Origin of the sequence: Citrobacter sp. Igbk 17 (assembly GCF_028069775.1) — a bacterium.
Taxonomy (GTDB): domain Bacteria; phylum Pseudomonadota; class Gammaproteobacteria; order Enterobacterales; family Enterobacteriaceae; genus Citrobacter.
This window is the reverse complement of record NZ_JANEWI010000005.1, coordinates 103,744-117,280: the sequence shown is the minus strand read 5'-3', so window position 1 is coordinate 117,280 and position 13,537 is coordinate 103,744. Positions and strand designations below refer to the sequence as shown.

At 52.2% G+C, this 13,537-nt stretch carries 19 protein-coding genes; 7 read left to right on the top strand and 12 right to left on the bottom strand.

The features are described 5' to 3' along the window. Nucleotides 1-76 precede the first annotated feature (76 nt). The 11 genes from npr to NNO08_RS04910 all read right to left on the bottom strand — a co-directional run bounded on the left by npr (nucleotide 77) and on the right by NNO08_RS04910 (nucleotide 8,002). A complete protein-coding gene (gene npr, locus NNO08_RS04960; protein ID WP_003828770.1) occupies nucleotides 77-349 on the bottom strand; it encodes a PTS phosphocarrier protein NPr in 273 nt (90 codons plus the stop codon). Beyond that, complete coding sequence (rapZ, locus tag NNO08_RS04955; protein WP_048213428.1) at nucleotides 346-1,200, bottom strand: RNase adapter RapZ; 855 nt, start codon at nucleotides 1,198-1,200, stop codon at nucleotides 346-348. Before rapZ ends, npr begins: the two co-directional genes overlap by 4 nt. 45 nt (nucleotides 1,201-1,245) lie before the next feature. After that, the gene (gene ptsN / locus NNO08_RS04950) at nucleotides 1,246-1,737 is read right to left on the bottom strand and encodes a PTS IIA-like nitrogen regulatory protein PtsN (RefSeq protein WP_048213427.1); all 492 of its coding nucleotides are present in this window, start codon (nucleotides 1,735-1,737) and stop codon (nucleotides 1,246-1,248) included. Nucleotides 1,738-1,820: 83 nt separating this feature from the next. Next, entirely contained in the window at nucleotides 1,821-2,108 is a 288-nt protein-coding gene (gene hpf / locus NNO08_RS04945; protein WP_005121327.1) for a ribosome hibernation promoting factor, read from the bottom strand. 22 nt (nucleotides 2,109-2,130) lie between these two features. After that, complete coding sequence (rpoN, locus tag NNO08_RS04940; protein ID WP_271440747.1) at nucleotides 2,131-3,564, bottom strand: RNA polymerase factor sigma-54; 1,434 nt, start codon at nucleotides 3,562-3,564, stop codon at nucleotides 2,131-2,133. Between the two features lie 46 nt (nucleotides 3,565-3,610). Beyond that, nucleotides 3,611-4,336 carry an LPS export ABC transporter ATP-binding protein gene (gene lptB / locus NNO08_RS04935; RefSeq protein ID WP_048213425.1) on the bottom strand — a complete coding sequence of 242 codons (726 nt, stop codon included), beginning with the start codon at nucleotides 4,334-4,336 and terminating at the stop codon, nucleotides 3,611-3,613. 6 nt (nucleotides 4,337-4,342) lie between these two features. After that, a complete protein-coding gene (gene lptA, locus NNO08_RS04930) occupies nucleotides 4,343-4,897 on the bottom strand; it encodes a lipopolysaccharide ABC transporter substrate-binding protein LptA (protein WP_040234136.1) in 555 nt (184 codons plus the stop codon). Further along, a complete protein-coding gene (gene lptC, locus NNO08_RS04925; protein ID WP_048213423.1) occupies nucleotides 4,866-5,441 on the bottom strand; it encodes an LPS export ABC transporter periplasmic protein LptC in 576 nt (191 codons plus the stop codon). The genes lptA and lptC overlap by 32 nt, the downstream gene beginning before the upstream one ends. Then, nucleotides 5,438-6,004, bottom strand: a complete 567-nt coding sequence (kdsC, locus tag NNO08_RS04920) for a 3-deoxy-manno-octulosonate-8-phosphatase KdsC (protein WP_005121322.1) — start codon at nucleotides 6,002-6,004, stop codon at nucleotides 5,438-5,440. Before kdsC ends, lptC begins: the two co-directional genes overlap by 4 nt. 20 nt (nucleotides 6,005-6,024) lie before the next feature. After that, entirely contained in the window at nucleotides 6,025-7,011 is a 987-nt protein-coding gene (gene kdsD, locus NNO08_RS04915) for an arabinose-5-phosphate isomerase KdsD (RefSeq protein WP_048213422.1), read from the bottom strand. 13 nt (nucleotides 7,012-7,024) lie between these two features. Next, complete coding sequence (locus tag NNO08_RS04910) at nucleotides 7,025-8,002, bottom strand: calcium/sodium antiporter (protein WP_271456280.1); 978 nt, start codon at nucleotides 8,000-8,002, stop codon at nucleotides 7,025-7,027. A gap of 214 nt (nucleotides 8,003-8,216) precedes the next feature. On the opposite strand from NNO08_RS04910, the gene mlaF reads away from it, so the two are divergent. The 7 genes from mlaF to murA all read left to right on the top strand — a co-directional run bounded on the left by mlaF (nucleotide 8,217) and on the right by murA (nucleotide 13,065). Next, the gene (gene mlaF, locus NNO08_RS04905; protein WP_048213420.1) at nucleotides 8,217-9,029 is read left to right on the top strand and encodes a phospholipid ABC transporter ATP-binding protein MlaF; all 813 of its coding nucleotides are present in this window, start codon (nucleotides 8,217-8,219) and stop codon (nucleotides 9,027-9,029) included. 7 nt (nucleotides 9,030-9,036) lie between these two features. Then, complete coding sequence (gene mlaE, locus NNO08_RS04900) at nucleotides 9,037-9,819, top strand: lipid asymmetry maintenance ABC transporter permease subunit MlaE (RefSeq protein ID WP_048213419.1); 783 nt, start codon at nucleotides 9,037-9,039, stop codon at nucleotides 9,817-9,819. 4 nt (nucleotides 9,820-9,823) lie between these two features. Continuing rightward, on the top strand, nucleotides 9,824-10,381 hold the full coding sequence (gene mlaD / locus NNO08_RS04895) for an outer membrane lipid asymmetry maintenance protein MlaD (RefSeq protein WP_048213507.1): 558 nt from the start codon (nucleotides 9,824-9,826) through the stop codon (nucleotides 10,379-10,381). Between the two features lie 18 nt (nucleotides 10,382-10,399). Continuing rightward, a complete protein-coding gene (gene mlaC / locus NNO08_RS04890; protein WP_043017796.1) occupies nucleotides 10,400-11,035 on the top strand; it encodes a phospholipid-binding protein MlaC in 636 nt (211 codons plus the stop codon). Next, complete coding sequence (gene mlaB, locus NNO08_RS04885; protein ID WP_137382434.1) at nucleotides 11,035-11,328, top strand: lipid asymmetry maintenance protein MlaB; 294 nt, start codon at nucleotides 11,035-11,037, stop codon at nucleotides 11,326-11,328. The genes mlaC and mlaB overlap by 1 nt, the downstream gene beginning before the upstream one ends. Before the next feature lie 169 nt (nucleotides 11,329-11,497). Beyond that, nucleotides 11,498-11,752, top strand: a complete 255-nt coding sequence (gene ibaG, locus NNO08_RS04880; protein ID WP_005121314.1) for a BolA family iron metabolism protein IbaG — start codon at nucleotides 11,498-11,500, stop codon at nucleotides 11,750-11,752. 53 nt (nucleotides 11,753-11,805) lie between these two features. Next, nucleotides 11,806-13,065: a UDP-N-acetylglucosamine 1-carboxyvinyltransferase gene (murA, locus tag NNO08_RS04875; protein WP_040234132.1), complete on the top strand. Its 1,260-nt coding sequence runs from the start codon at nucleotides 11,806-11,808 to the stop codon at nucleotides 13,063-13,065. Nucleotides 13,066-13,122: 57 nt separating this feature from the next. Here murA and sfsB read toward each other — a convergent pair whose 3' ends face one another. Continuing rightward, nucleotides 13,123-13,407 (bottom strand): DNA-binding transcriptional regulator SfsB, encoded by a 285-nt coding sequence (gene sfsB, locus NNO08_RS04870; RefSeq protein ID WP_271454097.1) that lies wholly within the window; start codon nucleotides 13,405-13,407, stop codon nucleotides 13,123-13,125. Nucleotides 13,408-13,537 lie beyond the last annotated feature (130 nt).

Genomic DNA, 13,537 nt, shown 5'->3' with positions numbered 1-13,537 from the left:
GTAAACGCCTTATCCGGCCTACTGGAGTAGGTCATTGCCGTGTAGGCCTGATAAGCGTAGCGCATCAGGCACTTCACTAATCCTCGTCAAATCCCGAGTTAAACAGGGCAATTACCGCGGCCAGGGCCTCAACTTCCTGCGGACCCGTGGCTTCAACTTCTATCTGGCGTCCTTTGGCGGAATCCAGCATCAGCAGAGCGATAACGCTGTTTGCTTCGGCTTCCGTCCCTTCATCATTACGCAGCAGAACTTCTGCTTCAAAACCCTGCATTAGCTCAAACAGTTTCATTGCCGGCCGGGCATGCATGCCCAGCTTATTCGTGATTTCAACAGTTTGCTTCACGGTCATGATTTGCGTTTTTCCAACGTACGATGGCGTGACTGCACGTTTTTACCGCGCGAGCGGAAGTAGTCTGCCAGTTGCTCTGCAATATACACCGAACGGTGTTTCCCGCCGGTACAGCCGATGGCTACAGTGAGGTAGCTGCGGTTGTTGGTCTCCAGCATGGGTAACCATAGCTCAAGATAGCTGCGAGTCTGGTAGATAAAATTGTGTACTTCTGTGTGTCTGTCGAGGAAGGCCGCGACGGGCCTGTCCAGACCGGTCATCGGGCGTAGCTTTGGATCCCAGTGCGGGTTAGGCAGGAAGCGGACATCAAAGACGTAATCCGCATCAATAGGGATTCCGTGTTTAAAGCCAAAGGACTCAAATACCATCGTTAATTCACGTTCACGTTTGCCCAGCAGTCGGGTACGTAACATTTCCGCCAGCTCGTGCACAGACATTTCAGAGGTGTCTACGATCAGGTCAGCGCGCGAACGCAATGGCTCCAGTAAATCGCTTTCTTTATCGATAGCGCTTTCCAGGGACAAGTTCTTGCTGGACAGCGGGTGTAAACGGCGCGTATCGCTGTAGCGGCGAATCAGCGTGTTACGGTCGGCATCAAGGAACAGCAGTTGCGGTGAGAAGCCTTCAGGCAGGTTACTCATGGCCTGCTCAAAAATCTCCGGGGACTCGGGCATGTTGCGCACATCAATGCTGACAGCCGCAGATATCTGGCGATCGGCGAGGGTTCGAGCCAGTTCGGGCAACAACACGACGGGAAGGTTATCCACGCAGTAAAAACCCATATCTTCCAGCGCGCGCAGGGCGACAGACTTACCTGACCCTGAACGACCGCTGACGATCATCAGTACCATGTACTGTTTCTCCTCACAACGACAGAAAAGGATGCCATTGGGTTGTTATGCTTCATCCTGTCCACCTTCGGTGTCAGTGATGATTTGATACAACTCCTGGTCACTCTGCGCGGCGCGCAGGCGACGACAGATGGTTTTATCTGCCAGACGTTTTGCGACCAGTGACAACGTATGCAAATGCGTCTTGGTTTGGTCCGCCGGGACCAGCAGGGCGAAAAGCAGATCGACTGGCTGATTATCAATGGCATCGAACGCGATTGGCGTTTCAAGTTGAACAAATACACCAACCGCACGCAGGGTGTCTTCTTCCAGCTTTCCATGCGGAATGGCAATACCATTGCCAATACCGGTACTGCCCATTTTTTCACGCGTCAGAATGGCTTCAAATACCACCTGAGGAGGCAAGCTAAGTTGTTTTGCCGCCAGTTCACTGATGATTTCCAGTGCGCGTTTCTTGCTTTGGCAGTGAACGGCCGCGCGCGTACATTCCTGGTTAAGAACATTGCTCAGTTGTAGAGTCGTATCGTTATTTGTCATAATTTCACCTAAGCGCTAACTGTACAAATGGCCCGTTGTGCTGCACAACAGGCCGTCCTGCACCCGCTAACTGCCCGGACAAGTTAGTGCTGTTTCAGTTTATCTTTATGTTTTGTTAACTGCCGAGCCAGTTTATCAATTAAACCGTCAATGGCGGCGTACATATCCTGACCTTCCGCGCTGGCATGAATTTCGCCACCGTTCACATGCAGTGTTGCATCCGAGATGTGTGTGACCTTCTCCACTTTCAACACAATATAGACCTGATTAATCCGGTCGAAATATTGTTCAAGCTTGGCGAACTTTGTGGTGACAAAGTCGCGCAGGGCCTCAGTGATTTCGACGTTATTTCCAGTGATGTTGAGCTGCATAGTGTCTTCCTTATCGGTTGGGTCAAACCAGCTGTTTGCGCTGGTTAGACGGCGGAATGGATAAAGACTCTCGGTACTTCGCAACGGTGCGGCGCGCCACCATGATACCTTGTTCTGACAGCATAGAGGTTAACTTGCTGTCACTCAGCGGTTTCGCTGGGTTCTCGGCCGCAATTAATTTCTTCACCAGTGCGCGGATAGCTGTAGAAGAGGCTTCGCCTCCGCCTTCAGTGTTAACGTGACTGGAGAAGAAATACTTCAATTCAAAAATGCCGCGCGGACTGTGCAGATACTTTTGCGTGGTCACTCGGGAAATGGTCGATTCATGCATCTCGACGGCCTGGGCGATATCGGCCAGCACCATCGGTTTCATATACTCTTCGCCTTGTTCAAAGAAGGCTTGCTGTTGCTCAACGATACAGCGGCTAACGCGCAATAGCGTGTCATTGCGGCTTTCCAGACTTTTAATCAGCCATTTCGCATCCTGAAGGTTGCTACGAATGAACTGGCTGTCAGCATCATTGCGCGCGTTATTGCACAGGGCGGCGTAGTGTTGGTTGATCTGTAAACGCGGAATGCTGTCACTGTTGAGTTCGACTACCCAGCGATCGTTATGCTTACGCACCAGCACATCCGGGATGACGTACTCTGGTTCACCGGTCTGGATAGATTGTCCGGGTCTTGGGTCAAGCGACTGGATAAGATTGACGGCTTCTTTCAGCACATCTTCTTTCAGTCGGGTTACGCGCATCAGGGTGCGGAAGTCGTGGTTGGCGAGTAGATCAAGGTGATCGCTGATGATCAGACGTGCTTCTTCCAACCATGGAGTGGCTTTGTCAAACTGCGAAAGTTGGATCAGTAAGCAATCGCGGAGATCTTTTGCTGCCACACCCACGGGATCAAAACGCTGAACGCGTTTAAGCACGGCTTCGACTTCATCGATACCGACGTCGTCATCGCCCATGCTGTCGAGTATGTCGTCCAGCGTGACGGTGAGATAGCCCGTTTCGTCGACTGCATCCACAATTGACGTGGCAATAGCACGATCGGTATCTGAGAATGGCGTCAGTTCCACCTGCCACATCAGGTAATCTTGCAGCGATTGCGTGGTTTCACCCTGATACACAGGCAGTTCGTCGTCGATGTAATCCCCGCTGGTGCCAGACGGCGTACCTGCGGTGTAAATCTCATCCCAACTGGCATCCAGCGGTAGCTCTTCCGGCATCTCTTTTTGTTCGAGTGCGTCAGCCGTATCGAGGGATTCGCTATCCTGCTTTTCCTGGGTATCAATTTCGTCGTGAAGATCGGTTTGCTCGAGCAGTGGGTTACTTTCCAGCGCTTGCTGAAGTTCTTGCTGAAGTTCCAGCGTGGACAACTGCAACAGACGGATAGCCTGTTGTAGCTGAGGCGTCATCGCCAGTTGTTGGCTAAGCCTGAGTTGCAAACCTTGCTTCATGTTCAGAGTTGTTGTCTCCTGCGGTGACGTGAAGTCTACTACCCTATCAGAGTCTGAAGTCTTCCCCAAGGTATACGCGTTTAACGTGCTCGTCCTGCAGGATTTCTGTCGGCGTACCGTGTGCGATCAGGTGTCCCTGGCTCACAATGTAGGCGCGCTCACAAACAGCCAGCGTTTCGCGCACGTTATGGTCGGTAATCAGCACGCCAAGCCCGCTGTCGCGCAGGTGTTCAATAATACGTTTGATGTCAATGACGGAAATCGGGTCAACACCGGCAAAGGGCTCATCCAACAGGATAAATTTGGGATTAGCTGCCAGTGCGCGGGCGATCTCCACACGGCGGCGTTCCCCACCGGAGAGTGCCTGTCCAAGGCTGTCACGCAGATGTTCGATATGGAATTCTTCCATCAGCTCATTGGCGCGATCTTCACGCTGCTCGCTGGAAAGATCGTCACGAATTTGCAGAACCGCCATCAGGTTATCAAATACACTCAGGCGACGAAAAATAGAGGCTTCCTGCGGTAAGTACCCGATACCGCGACGGGCACGCGCATGCAGAGGTAACAGACTGATATCTTCGTCATCAATGATAATGTTGCCAGCATCGCGCGGCACAATGCCGACTACCATGTAAAAGGTTGTGGTTTTGCCCGCACCGTTAGGACCGAGCAGACCGACGATCTCCCCGGAGTTGACGGTCAGGCTGACATCTTCCACCACACGACGGCCTTTGTAGGCTTTTGCAAGATTCTTTGCAGTTAATGTTGCCATAACGAATCAGTTACCTTTTTTCTCTGCCGGAGCCTTGGTCTTGTTTTTGTCCTGCAATTGCGACGGAACCAGAACGGTGGTGACGCGTTTGCCTTTCTCACTGAAGGCCTGCATTTTCTGTTCTTTTACCAGATAGGTGATCTTATCGCCCGTAATGTTGCTATCGAGCTGTTCCAGATAAGCCTTACCGGTAAGGACGACGAAATCTTTTGCCAGCTCATAGTGCATCTGTGAGGCGTGGCCTTTAACCGGTTTACCATTGTCCTGCATCTGGTAAAAGGTCGCCGGATTGCCATATCCATCAATCACTTCTTTACCGTCTTCACCGCCCGGACGCGTGACGACGACCTTATCGGCATTAATTTTGATCGTGCCCTGAGTCACGATGACATTGCCGGTAAACGTCACCACGTTGCCCTGCATATCCAGAGACTGCTGGTCCGATTCAATGTGAATCGGCTGCTCGGTATCGCCAGTGACGGCAAATGCCGGAATGCTGGCGGCCAGAAGTGAGCTGGCAAGCACAAGATTAAGGCTGAGTTTGTTTGTTTTGGATTTCATATGAGGTTCTAACCTTTTCAATCAGCTCGGCGTTCTTGCTGCGTAAGTTGCCGCGCATCTTCAGTCCGCTGGAGTTAAATGTTGTTCCATACAACGTGACCAGATCATCGGAAGTGACATCTTGCGTCACAAGGTTGATCTGCGCGTTATCGGTAGTAATTCTGCGTAGTTGAGAGTCAGGCACCAGCGCGTTAACCTCAACATGGCCATACAGGTACAGCATCCGATCGTTGGTCAACTTGGCCTTATCGGCCTTGATCGACCAGGTCGGTACTTTGTCCTTATCAAACGTGGTTAACACCGGTTGGGTGAACCACGAAACTGCTTGATCTGAATAATATTCAACGTGTTGCGCGATCAAATGATAGCTCAGCGCGCCCTCAGGGCTGTACACGACGGTGTCGGTATGCTCGCTCTTATAGGTTGGCTCGTTGTTATTAACGACAACCTGGGCGGTGTCGTCTTTGTCTGCCAGGTTAATACCAATCATCACAAGGACAGCCAGCGACAGTAGAATGATAACCCAACGTCTGGTTTTGCTCATATCGATTGCCCTTTGGCCTCATCCAGTTTGCCCTGCGCCAGGAGTAATAAGTCGCAGACTTCGCGCACTGCGCCGCGCCCCCCGTCGATACGGGTGACGTAATCGGCCCGCGGGATCAGCAACGGATGAGCATCCGCTACCGCGACGCTTAATCCCACTTTTGCCATCACCGGCCAGTCGATCAGGTCATCGCCGACATACGCCACATTCTCAGGCGCGATTGCCAGTTTGCTAAGCAGATCGCCAAAGGCAACCAGTTTGTCCGACTGCCCCTGATACAGATGTGTGATCCCTAATGTGGCACAGCGATCTTCTACAAGTTTAGCCTTTCGTCCGGTAATAATGGCAACCTCAATACCGGAAGTGAGCGCGCAGCGAATTCCGTAGCCATCGCGGACGTTAAACGCCTTCAGCTCTTCACCGTTGTTGCCCATATAAATCAGACCATCAGACAGCACGCCATCCACATCAAGGATCAGCAGACGGATGTTTTCTGCCCTGGTGATGACGTCAGTGCTGACGGGTCCATAACAGGTCGCAAGCGACGCACCTGCTTTACTCATTTTCTTTATCCTTGAGTTTCTTACACTACACCTGCACGCAGCAGATCATGCATATGTAACACACCCAGTAACTGGTCGCCATCAGCAACCATTACCGAGGTGATATGGCGGGACTGCATTAAGTTCAGGGCATCAACGGCAAGAATCCCTGGACGCACGCGAATGCCCCCTGGGGTCATCACATCGGCAATGCCTAACTGGCGTACATCAACGCCCATATCGAAGACACGACGTAAATCGCCATCCGTAAAGATGCCGTCAATCTTCATCGCGTCATCGCAAATGACGGTCATGCCGAGATTTTTCCGCGTGATCTCCAATAAGGCATCACGCAGACTGGCGCTTTTAGTCACATGCGGGATTTCGTCTCCCGTATGCATAATATCGTTTACGCGCAACAAAAGCTTACGCCCCAGTGCGCCACCAGGATGAGATAACGCAAAATCTTCTGCGGTGAAGCCGCGTGCTTTGAGTAACGCAACGGCAAGCGCATCGCCCATGACCAGCGTTGCGGTCGTACTGCTGGTCGGTGCCAGACCTAATGGGCAGGCTTCTTTGGGCACTTTAACACACAGATGGACATCTGCTGCACGCGCCATACTGCTTTCCGGACGACCCGTCATGCAAATAAGGGGGACGTGCAGGCGTTTTAACACCGGAATTAACGCTGCAATCTCATTAGATTCACCTGAGTTAGAAATGGCAATCACGACGTCCTGCGGTGACACCATACCCAGATCGCCGTGTGCGGCTTCGCCAGGATGCACAAAAAATGAGGGCGTGCCGGTACTGGCAAACGTGGCGGCCATCTTGCGCCCGATATGCCCTGATTTTCCCATTCCCATCACCACGACTTTACCCGGGCAACTGAAAATCTTTTCACAGGCGAGGGTAAAGTTCTGGTTGATGTACTGATCAAGCTCCGCCAGGCCTTCACGTTCAATTGTCAGGACTTCCTTGCCTGCTTGCTGAAAGTCAAAACCCGGTTGCAACTCTAAGTGCGACATAATGCGTTTCCAGTTATCCAACGAGAAGTGGCGATAACCAATACAGCATCGCCAGCCATATGATAAAACCGCTGGTCAGAAGCGCACCCGCGCCACGACCAATCTGGCGCGGACGTAGCCAGCAGAGTAATGCAAAAATAACGCTCACCAGCAGCATGACGCTATAGTCACGGATGAAGGCCATCGGGTTGACCTCGCCCGGTGTAATCAGTGCAGGTAACCCAAGAACGATAACTATATTAAAAATGTTCGCGCCGATGATGTTACCGACGGCAATATCGTTTTCACCTTTACGCAAACCTGCAATGGCGGTTGCCAGTTCTGGCAGGCTGGTACCAATGGCGACCACCGTCAGCCCGATGGTGAGTTCGCTCATGGCAAAGTAATTTGCCAGTACAGTGGCGTTATCAACCACCATACGCGTTGCCATTGGCATAATGATCAGCGCTATCCCCAACCATAAAAATGCGACAGGCAATCCGCCTTCGCGAGGCAGTTCCGCTACTTGCTCCCGGGTCAGGCTGTCATTGCCCTGGCGTTCTGCCAGACGGGCGATTTTAACAATGAATAGCAGCCATAGCACGGCCAGAAGCAGAAGAAAGAGGCCATCACTGCGGCTTAACTGCCCGTCATACAGCACGGACGCGGCCAAAATGCTTACCAGCAACATTAACGGTAATTCACGACGCAGAACATCGGAATGCACGGTAAAAGGATGAATGAGTGCTGACAGGCCTAAAATAAGAAGAATATTGGTGATGTTGGAGCCGATGGCGGTACCGACGGCTAAATCGAGCTGCCCATTCATTGATGCTGCAACAGAGACAATAATCTCTGGTAGGGATGTGCCGATGCTGACGACCGTCATTCCAATAATGATGGGGGGGATACCGAAGGTGCGGCATAAAATGGATGCAGCAAATACCAGACGGTCGGCACCGTAGACCACCAGAAGTAAACCAATTATTAACAGTGCCGTCGCTAAAAGCATCTAAAGTCCTTTCTTCAGGTATACTCGCCGGTCCACGTGAAGGATCTTCTGGAAGCCGTAACGAATTCTTAATTTTGACTTTATGCGGCTAAAAAGTAAAACAAATGCCAGCTTTCGCTAACCAGGACAGGCAATAATCTGTAAATATGTCGAGTTCAGGGCTAAATTGAGCGCCAACTCTTCGATCAACGAGGCAATAGTAAAGGATGAATCAATGGGTCAGTCTGTGGCGAATCTAGTCGATATGCGCGATGTCAGCTTTTCCCGAGGTGACCGCTGCATCTTTGATAATATTTCCCTGACGGTGCCGCGCGGTAAGGTGACGGCGATCATGGGGCCATCAGGCATCGGCAAAACGACGCTGTTACGTCTGATTGGCGGGCAGATCCCGCCAGATAAGGGCGAAATCCTGTTTGACGGCGAAAACGTCCCAGCCATGTCTCGTTCACGTTTGTACACCGTGCGTAAGCGCATGAGTATGCTGTTTCAGTCCGGGGCGCTGTTTACCGACATGAACGTGTTTGACAACGTCGCTTATCCACTGCGTGAGCATACGACGCTGCCCAAGGCGTTGCTCAAGAGCACGGTGATGATGAAACTGGAAGCTGTCGGCCTGCGTGGTGCGGCAAAACTCATGCCTTCTGAATTATCCGGTGGGATGGCGCGACGTGCGGCATTAGCACGCGCCATTGCGCTGGAGCCAGATCTCATCATGTTTGATGAACCGTTCGTCGGGCAGGATCCTATCACCATGGGCGTGCTGGTGAAGCTGATTTCAGAGCTGAATAACGCGCTGGGCGTCACCTGCGTGGTGGTCTCTCACGATGTGCCAGAGGTACTGAGTATTGCGGATTACGCCTATATTATGGCGGACAAAAAGATAGTGGCCTACGGTAGTGCTCAGGCACTACAAGAAAATGCCGATCCGCGCGTGCGTCAGTTCCTCGATGGTATTGCCGATGGGCCGGTTCCGTTTCGCTACCCGGCGGGCGATTACCATACCGATTTACTTAAAACAGGGAGTTAAGCCACCCATGTTGTTAAATGCGCTGGCATCACTCGGACATCGAGGGATAAAAACCCTCAGGACGTTCGGGCGAGCCGGATTAATGTTGTTCAATGCGGTAGTCGGCAAGCCGGAGTTTCGCAAACATGCGCCGCTGCTGATCCGCCAGCTCTATAATGTCGGTGTCCTGTCGATGCTGATCATTATCGTTTCTGGCGTGTTCATCGGGATGGTGCTGGGATTGCAGGGATACTTGGTCCTGACAACCTACAGCGCAGAAACCAGTCTCGGTATGCTGGTGGCGCTGTCTTTGCTGCGAGAACTGGGGCCGGTTGTTGCGGCGCTGCTGTTCGCCGGGCGAGCCGGATCGGCGTTAACCGCTGAAATCGGCCTGATGCGGGCAACCGAGCAGCTTTCCAGCCTGGAAATGATGGCGGTTGATCCTCTGCGTCGCGTGGTCTCTCCGCGTTTTTGGGCGGGTGTCATTTCATTACCGCTGCTGACGATTATTTTTGTCGCGGTTGGGATTTGGGGTGGCTCGCTGGTCGGCGTTAGCTGGAAGGGGATTGATGCAGGCTTTTTCTGGTCGGCTATGCAAAATGCCGTCGACTGGCGTCTGGATCTGGTCAACTGTTTGATTAAGAGCGTGGTGTTCGCCATTACGGTCACATGGATTGCATTGTTCAATGGTTATGATGCGATTCCGACCTCCGCCGGAATTAGCCGGGCTACGACACGCACCGTTGTGCACGCATCTCTTGCCGTTCTGGGGCTGGATTTTGTGCTGACCGCACTGATGTTTGGGAATTGAGTTCATGCAAACGAAAAAAAATGAAATTTGGGTCGGGGTATTCCTGCTGGTTGCGCTGCTGGCGGCGCTATTTGTCTGCCTGAAAGCGGCTAATGTGACCTCCATGCGTACTGAACCAACCTACACGGTTTATGCGACCTTTGATAATATCGGCGGCCTGAGAGAGCGCTCTCCAGTGCGGATTGGTGGGGTTGTTGTGGGGCGAGTTTCGGATATCTCGTTAGATCCCAAAACGTACCTGCCACGCGTAACGCTGGACATCGAATCGCGCTTTAACCATATCCCGGACACCAGCTCGCTGAGCATCCGCACCTCTGGTCTGCTGGGTGAGCAGTATCTGGCATTAAACGTGGGTTTTGAAGATCCTGAGCTGGGAACGTCTATCCTCAAAGATGGCAGTACGATTCAGGACACGAAATCCGCGATGGTGCTGGAAGATATGATTGGTCAATTCCTCTACAACAGTAACAGTAAAGGTGATGACAATAAGAATTCTGGCGATGCGCCAGCCGCAACTGAAGGCAATAATGAAGCCACTACGCCTGCAGGCGCAACGAAATAATCTCAGGAGAATCGACGTATGTTTAAACGATTGATGATGGTGGCTATGCTGGTCATTGCCCCCCTTAGCGCGGCAACCGCAGCGGACCAGACTAACCCGTATAAACTGATGAATGAGGCGGCGCAGAAAACTTTCGATCGTCTGAAAAACGAACAGCCGAAGATCCGTTCTAACCCGGATTATCTGCGTCAGGTGGTTGATCAGGAACTGCTGCCATATGTGCAGGTTAAGTATGCCGGTGCGCTGGTGCTGGGCCGTTACTACAAAGATGCGACACCGGCCCAGCGTGACGCCTATTTTGCCGCATTCCGCGAATATCTGAAGCAGGCTTACGGTCAGGCGCTGGCGATGTACCACGGTCAGACCTATCAGATTGCCCCTGAACAGCCGCTGGGTGATGCGACCATCGTTCCTATCCGCGTGACGATTATCGATCCAAACGGCCGTCCGCCAGTACGTCTGGATTTCCAGTGGCGTAAAAACTCCCAAACCGGTAACTGGCAGGCATATGACATGATTGCCGAAGGCGTAAGTATGATCACCACCAAACAGAATGAGTGGAGCGACCTGCTGCGCACGAAAGGTATCGATGGCCTGACGGCACAGCTGAAATCTATCTCTCAGCAGAAAATCACTCTGGAAGAGAAGAAATAATGACGCAGTCACTCACCTGGACGCGTGAAGGTGACAAGCTGATGCTCGCGGGAGAGCTGGATCAGGACGTGTTAAATCCGTTATGGGATGCACGCGTTGAGGCGATGAAAGGGGTAACCTGCATCGATCTGAGCCAGGTTTCCCGGGTTGATACCGGTGGTCTGGCATTGCTGTTGCACCTGGTTGACCAGGGCAAGCAACAGGGGAATCGCGTTTCGCTTACCGGTGTTAACGATAAGGTTTATACCCTGGCACAGCTTTACAATTTGCCTGACGACGTCCTTCCGCGTTAATTTTTCCAGGCTGGATAAGGCCTTGTGCCGCCATCCGGCAAAACTCCTGAAGGGGATCTGCCACCAAAGCCTTGTCTGATTTATCAGCGAGGCTTTTTGCTTATTTATGACAGCGCCACTTTGCTCTAAGATGTTGGGCTGTTTTCACTATCTGACGAATGAAGAGCCCATGGAAAATAATGAAATTCAGAGCGTGCTGATGAACGCACTCTCCCTCCAGGAAGTCCACGTTTCTGGTGACGGCAGTCACTTTCAGGTTATTGCCGTGGGTGAGATGTTTGACGGCATGAGCCGGGTCAAGAAGCAGCAATCGGTCTATGGCCCATTGATGGAGTATATTGCGGATAACCGCATTCATGCTGTATCGATTAAAGCGTTTACCCCAGCGGAATGGGCGCGCGATCGCAAACTTAACGGTTTTTGAGCTACGGGTGATATGCCGGTAGCGAAGATGAATTCTTAACAGAGAACAGAATAATGGATAAATTCCGTGTTCAGGGGCCAACCAAGCTCCAGGGCGAAGTCACTATTTCAGGCGCTAAAAACGCCGCACTGCCGATCCTTTTTGCGGCGCTGCTGGCTGAAGAACCTGTAGAAATTCAAAACGTCCCAAAACTGAAGGACGTAGATACCTCCATGAAGCTGCTGAGCCAGTTGGGGGCGAAAGTCGAGCGTAATGGGTCTGTGCACATTGATGCGCGTGACGTTAACGTCTTCTGTGCGCCGTACGATCTGGTGAAAACCATGCGTGCGTCTATCTGGGCATTGGGGCCACTGGTCGCTCGTTTTGGTCAGGGTCAGGTTTCTCTGCCGGGCGGCTGTACTATCGGCGCGCGCCCGGTTGACCTGCATATTACCGGTCTGGAGCAGTTAGGTGCCACCATCAAGCTGGAAGAAGGCTATGTGAAGGCGTCCGTAGAGGGACGTCTGAAAGGCGCACACATTGTCATGGACAAAGTGAGTGTCGGTGCGACGGTCACTATCATGTGCGCGGCAACGCTTGCAGAAGGTACCACCATCATCGAAAACGCCGCTCGTGAACCGGAAATTGTGGATACCGCTAATTTCCTGATTGCGCTGGGTGCGAAGATCACCGGGCAGGGTACCGATCGTATCACTATTGAAGGCGTTGAACGTCTCGGTGGCGGTGTGTATCGCGTTCTGCCTGATCGTATTGAAACCGGGACGTTCCTGGTGGCGGCGGCGATTTCTCGCGGCAAAATTATCTGCCGTAATGCGCAACCAGACACACTGGATGCTGTTCTGGCGAAGCTGCGTGATGCCGGTGCGGATATCGAAGTCGGTGAAGACTGGATTAGCCTCGACATGCACGGCAAACGTCCTAAAGCAGTGAATGTGCGCACTGCGCCACATCCGGCTTTCCCGACTGACATGCAGGCCCAGTTCACGCTGTTGAACCTGGTGGCCGAAGGGACAGGTTTCATTACGGAAACCGTGTTTGAGAACCGCTTTATGCACGTGCCTGAACTGAGCCGTATGGGGGCTCACGCGGAAATCGAAAGCAATACTGTGATTTGTCACGGCGTTGAAACGCTCTCCGGTGCACAGGTCATGGCGACCGATCTGCGCGCGTCAGCAAGTTTGGTATTAGCGGGATGTATCGCTGAAGGCACAACGGTCGTTGACCGTATTTATCACATCGATCGCGGCTATGAGCGCATCGAGGATAAATTGCGTGCGCTGGGCGCAAACATTGAGCGCATTAAAGGCGAGTAATCGCCAACGCGTCTTGTAACCCCCAGGATCGTTGATCCGGGGGTTGCTGCTTTACCGTTACTCAAGACTCTCTTTTTCTTTCCGTACTCTCATCATTCGCGTTCTGTCGATGAATTCATGCGTCCTGGCGTCATGGTAGCGTGACGGCCAAATTACCCACGGGTCTGTTCCCAGTGCTTTCGCGATAATCAATTCACCTTTCGGCCACGGTCGGGTTAACGCATTTGCCAGCGTTGATGAACTCAAGCCATTCTTACGTGACTCAGCGGCCATTGACGTGCCTTTCTTACGTAGCCCCGCGATGATGTCAGCCGGATGCCAGTCAATGAATTTGCTTTCCATAGTTCCACATCTCCTTTGGTTAACCAGTTACGGTTTCACAATCAGCCTGTGGAGTTACTATACGCCTCAAGAACAAATGTTCTAAAACGTTCTCGTAAGGTGCTTATATATTCAGAATATGCCAAGATTA

Coding starts and splice junctions, on each gene's coding strand:
- lptB (WP_048213425.1), bottom strand. CDS start 4,336: ATGGCAACATTAACTGCAAAGAATCTTGCAAAAGCCTACAAAGGCCGT.
- hpf (WP_005121327.1), bottom strand. CDS start 2,108: ATGCAGCTCAACATCACTGGAAATAACGTCGAAATCACTGAGGCCCTG.
- mlaC (WP_043017796.1), top strand. CDS start 10,400: ATGTTTAAACGATTGATGATGGTGGCTATGCTGGTCATTGCCCCCCTT.
- mlaB (WP_137382434.1), top strand. CDS start 11,035: ATGACGCAGTCACTCACCTGGACGCGTGAAGGTGACAAGCTGATGCTC.
- rapZ (WP_048213428.1), bottom strand. CDS start 1,200: ATGGTACTGATGATCGTCAGCGGTCGTTCAGGGTCAGGTAAGTCTGTC.
- npr (WP_003828770.1), bottom strand. CDS start 349: ATGACCGTGAAGCAAACTGTTGAAATCACGAATAAGCTGGGCATGCAT.
- ptsN (WP_048213427.1), bottom strand. CDS start 1,737: ATGACAAATAACGATACGACTCTACAACTGAGCAATGTTCTTAACCAG.
- sfsB (WP_271454097.1), bottom strand. CDS start 13,407: ATGGAAAGCAAATTCATTGACTGGCATCCGGCTGACATCATCGCGGGG.
- rpoN (WP_271440747.1), bottom strand. CDS start 3,564: ATGAAGCAAGGTTTGCAACTCAGGCTTAGCCAACAACTGGCGATGACG.
- murA (WP_040234132.1), top strand. CDS start 11,806: ATGGATAAATTCCGTGTTCAGGGGCCAACCAAGCTCCAGGGCGAAGTC.
- mlaD (WP_048213507.1), top strand. CDS start 9,824: ATGCAAACGAAAAAAAATGAAATTTGGGTCGGGGTATTCCTGCTGGTT.
- mlaE (WP_048213419.1), top strand. CDS start 9,037: ATGTTGTTAAATGCGCTGGCATCACTCGGACATCGAGGGATAAAAACC.
- mlaF (WP_048213420.1), top strand. CDS start 8,217: ATGGGTCAGTCTGTGGCGAATCTAGTCGATATGCGCGATGTCAGCTTT.
- lptC (WP_048213423.1), bottom strand. CDS start 5,441: ATGAGCAAAACCAGACGTTGGGTTATCATTCTACTGTCGCTGGCTGTC.
- kdsD (WP_048213422.1), bottom strand. CDS start 7,011: ATGTCGCACTTAGAGTTGCAACCGGGTTTTGACTTTCAGCAAGCAGGC.
- ibaG (WP_005121314.1), top strand. CDS start 11,498: ATGGAAAATAATGAAATTCAGAGCGTGCTGATGAACGCACTCTCCCTC.
- NNO08_RS04910 (WP_271456280.1), bottom strand. CDS start 8,002: ATGCTTTTAGCGACGGCACTGTTAATAATTGGTTTACTTCTGGTGGTC.
- kdsC (WP_005121322.1), bottom strand. CDS start 6,004: ATGAGTAAAGCAGGTGCGTCGCTTGCGACCTGTTATGGACCCGTCAGC.
- lptA (WP_040234136.1), bottom strand. CDS start 4,897: ATGAAATCCAAAACAAACAAACTCAGCCTTAATCTTGTGCTTGCCAGC.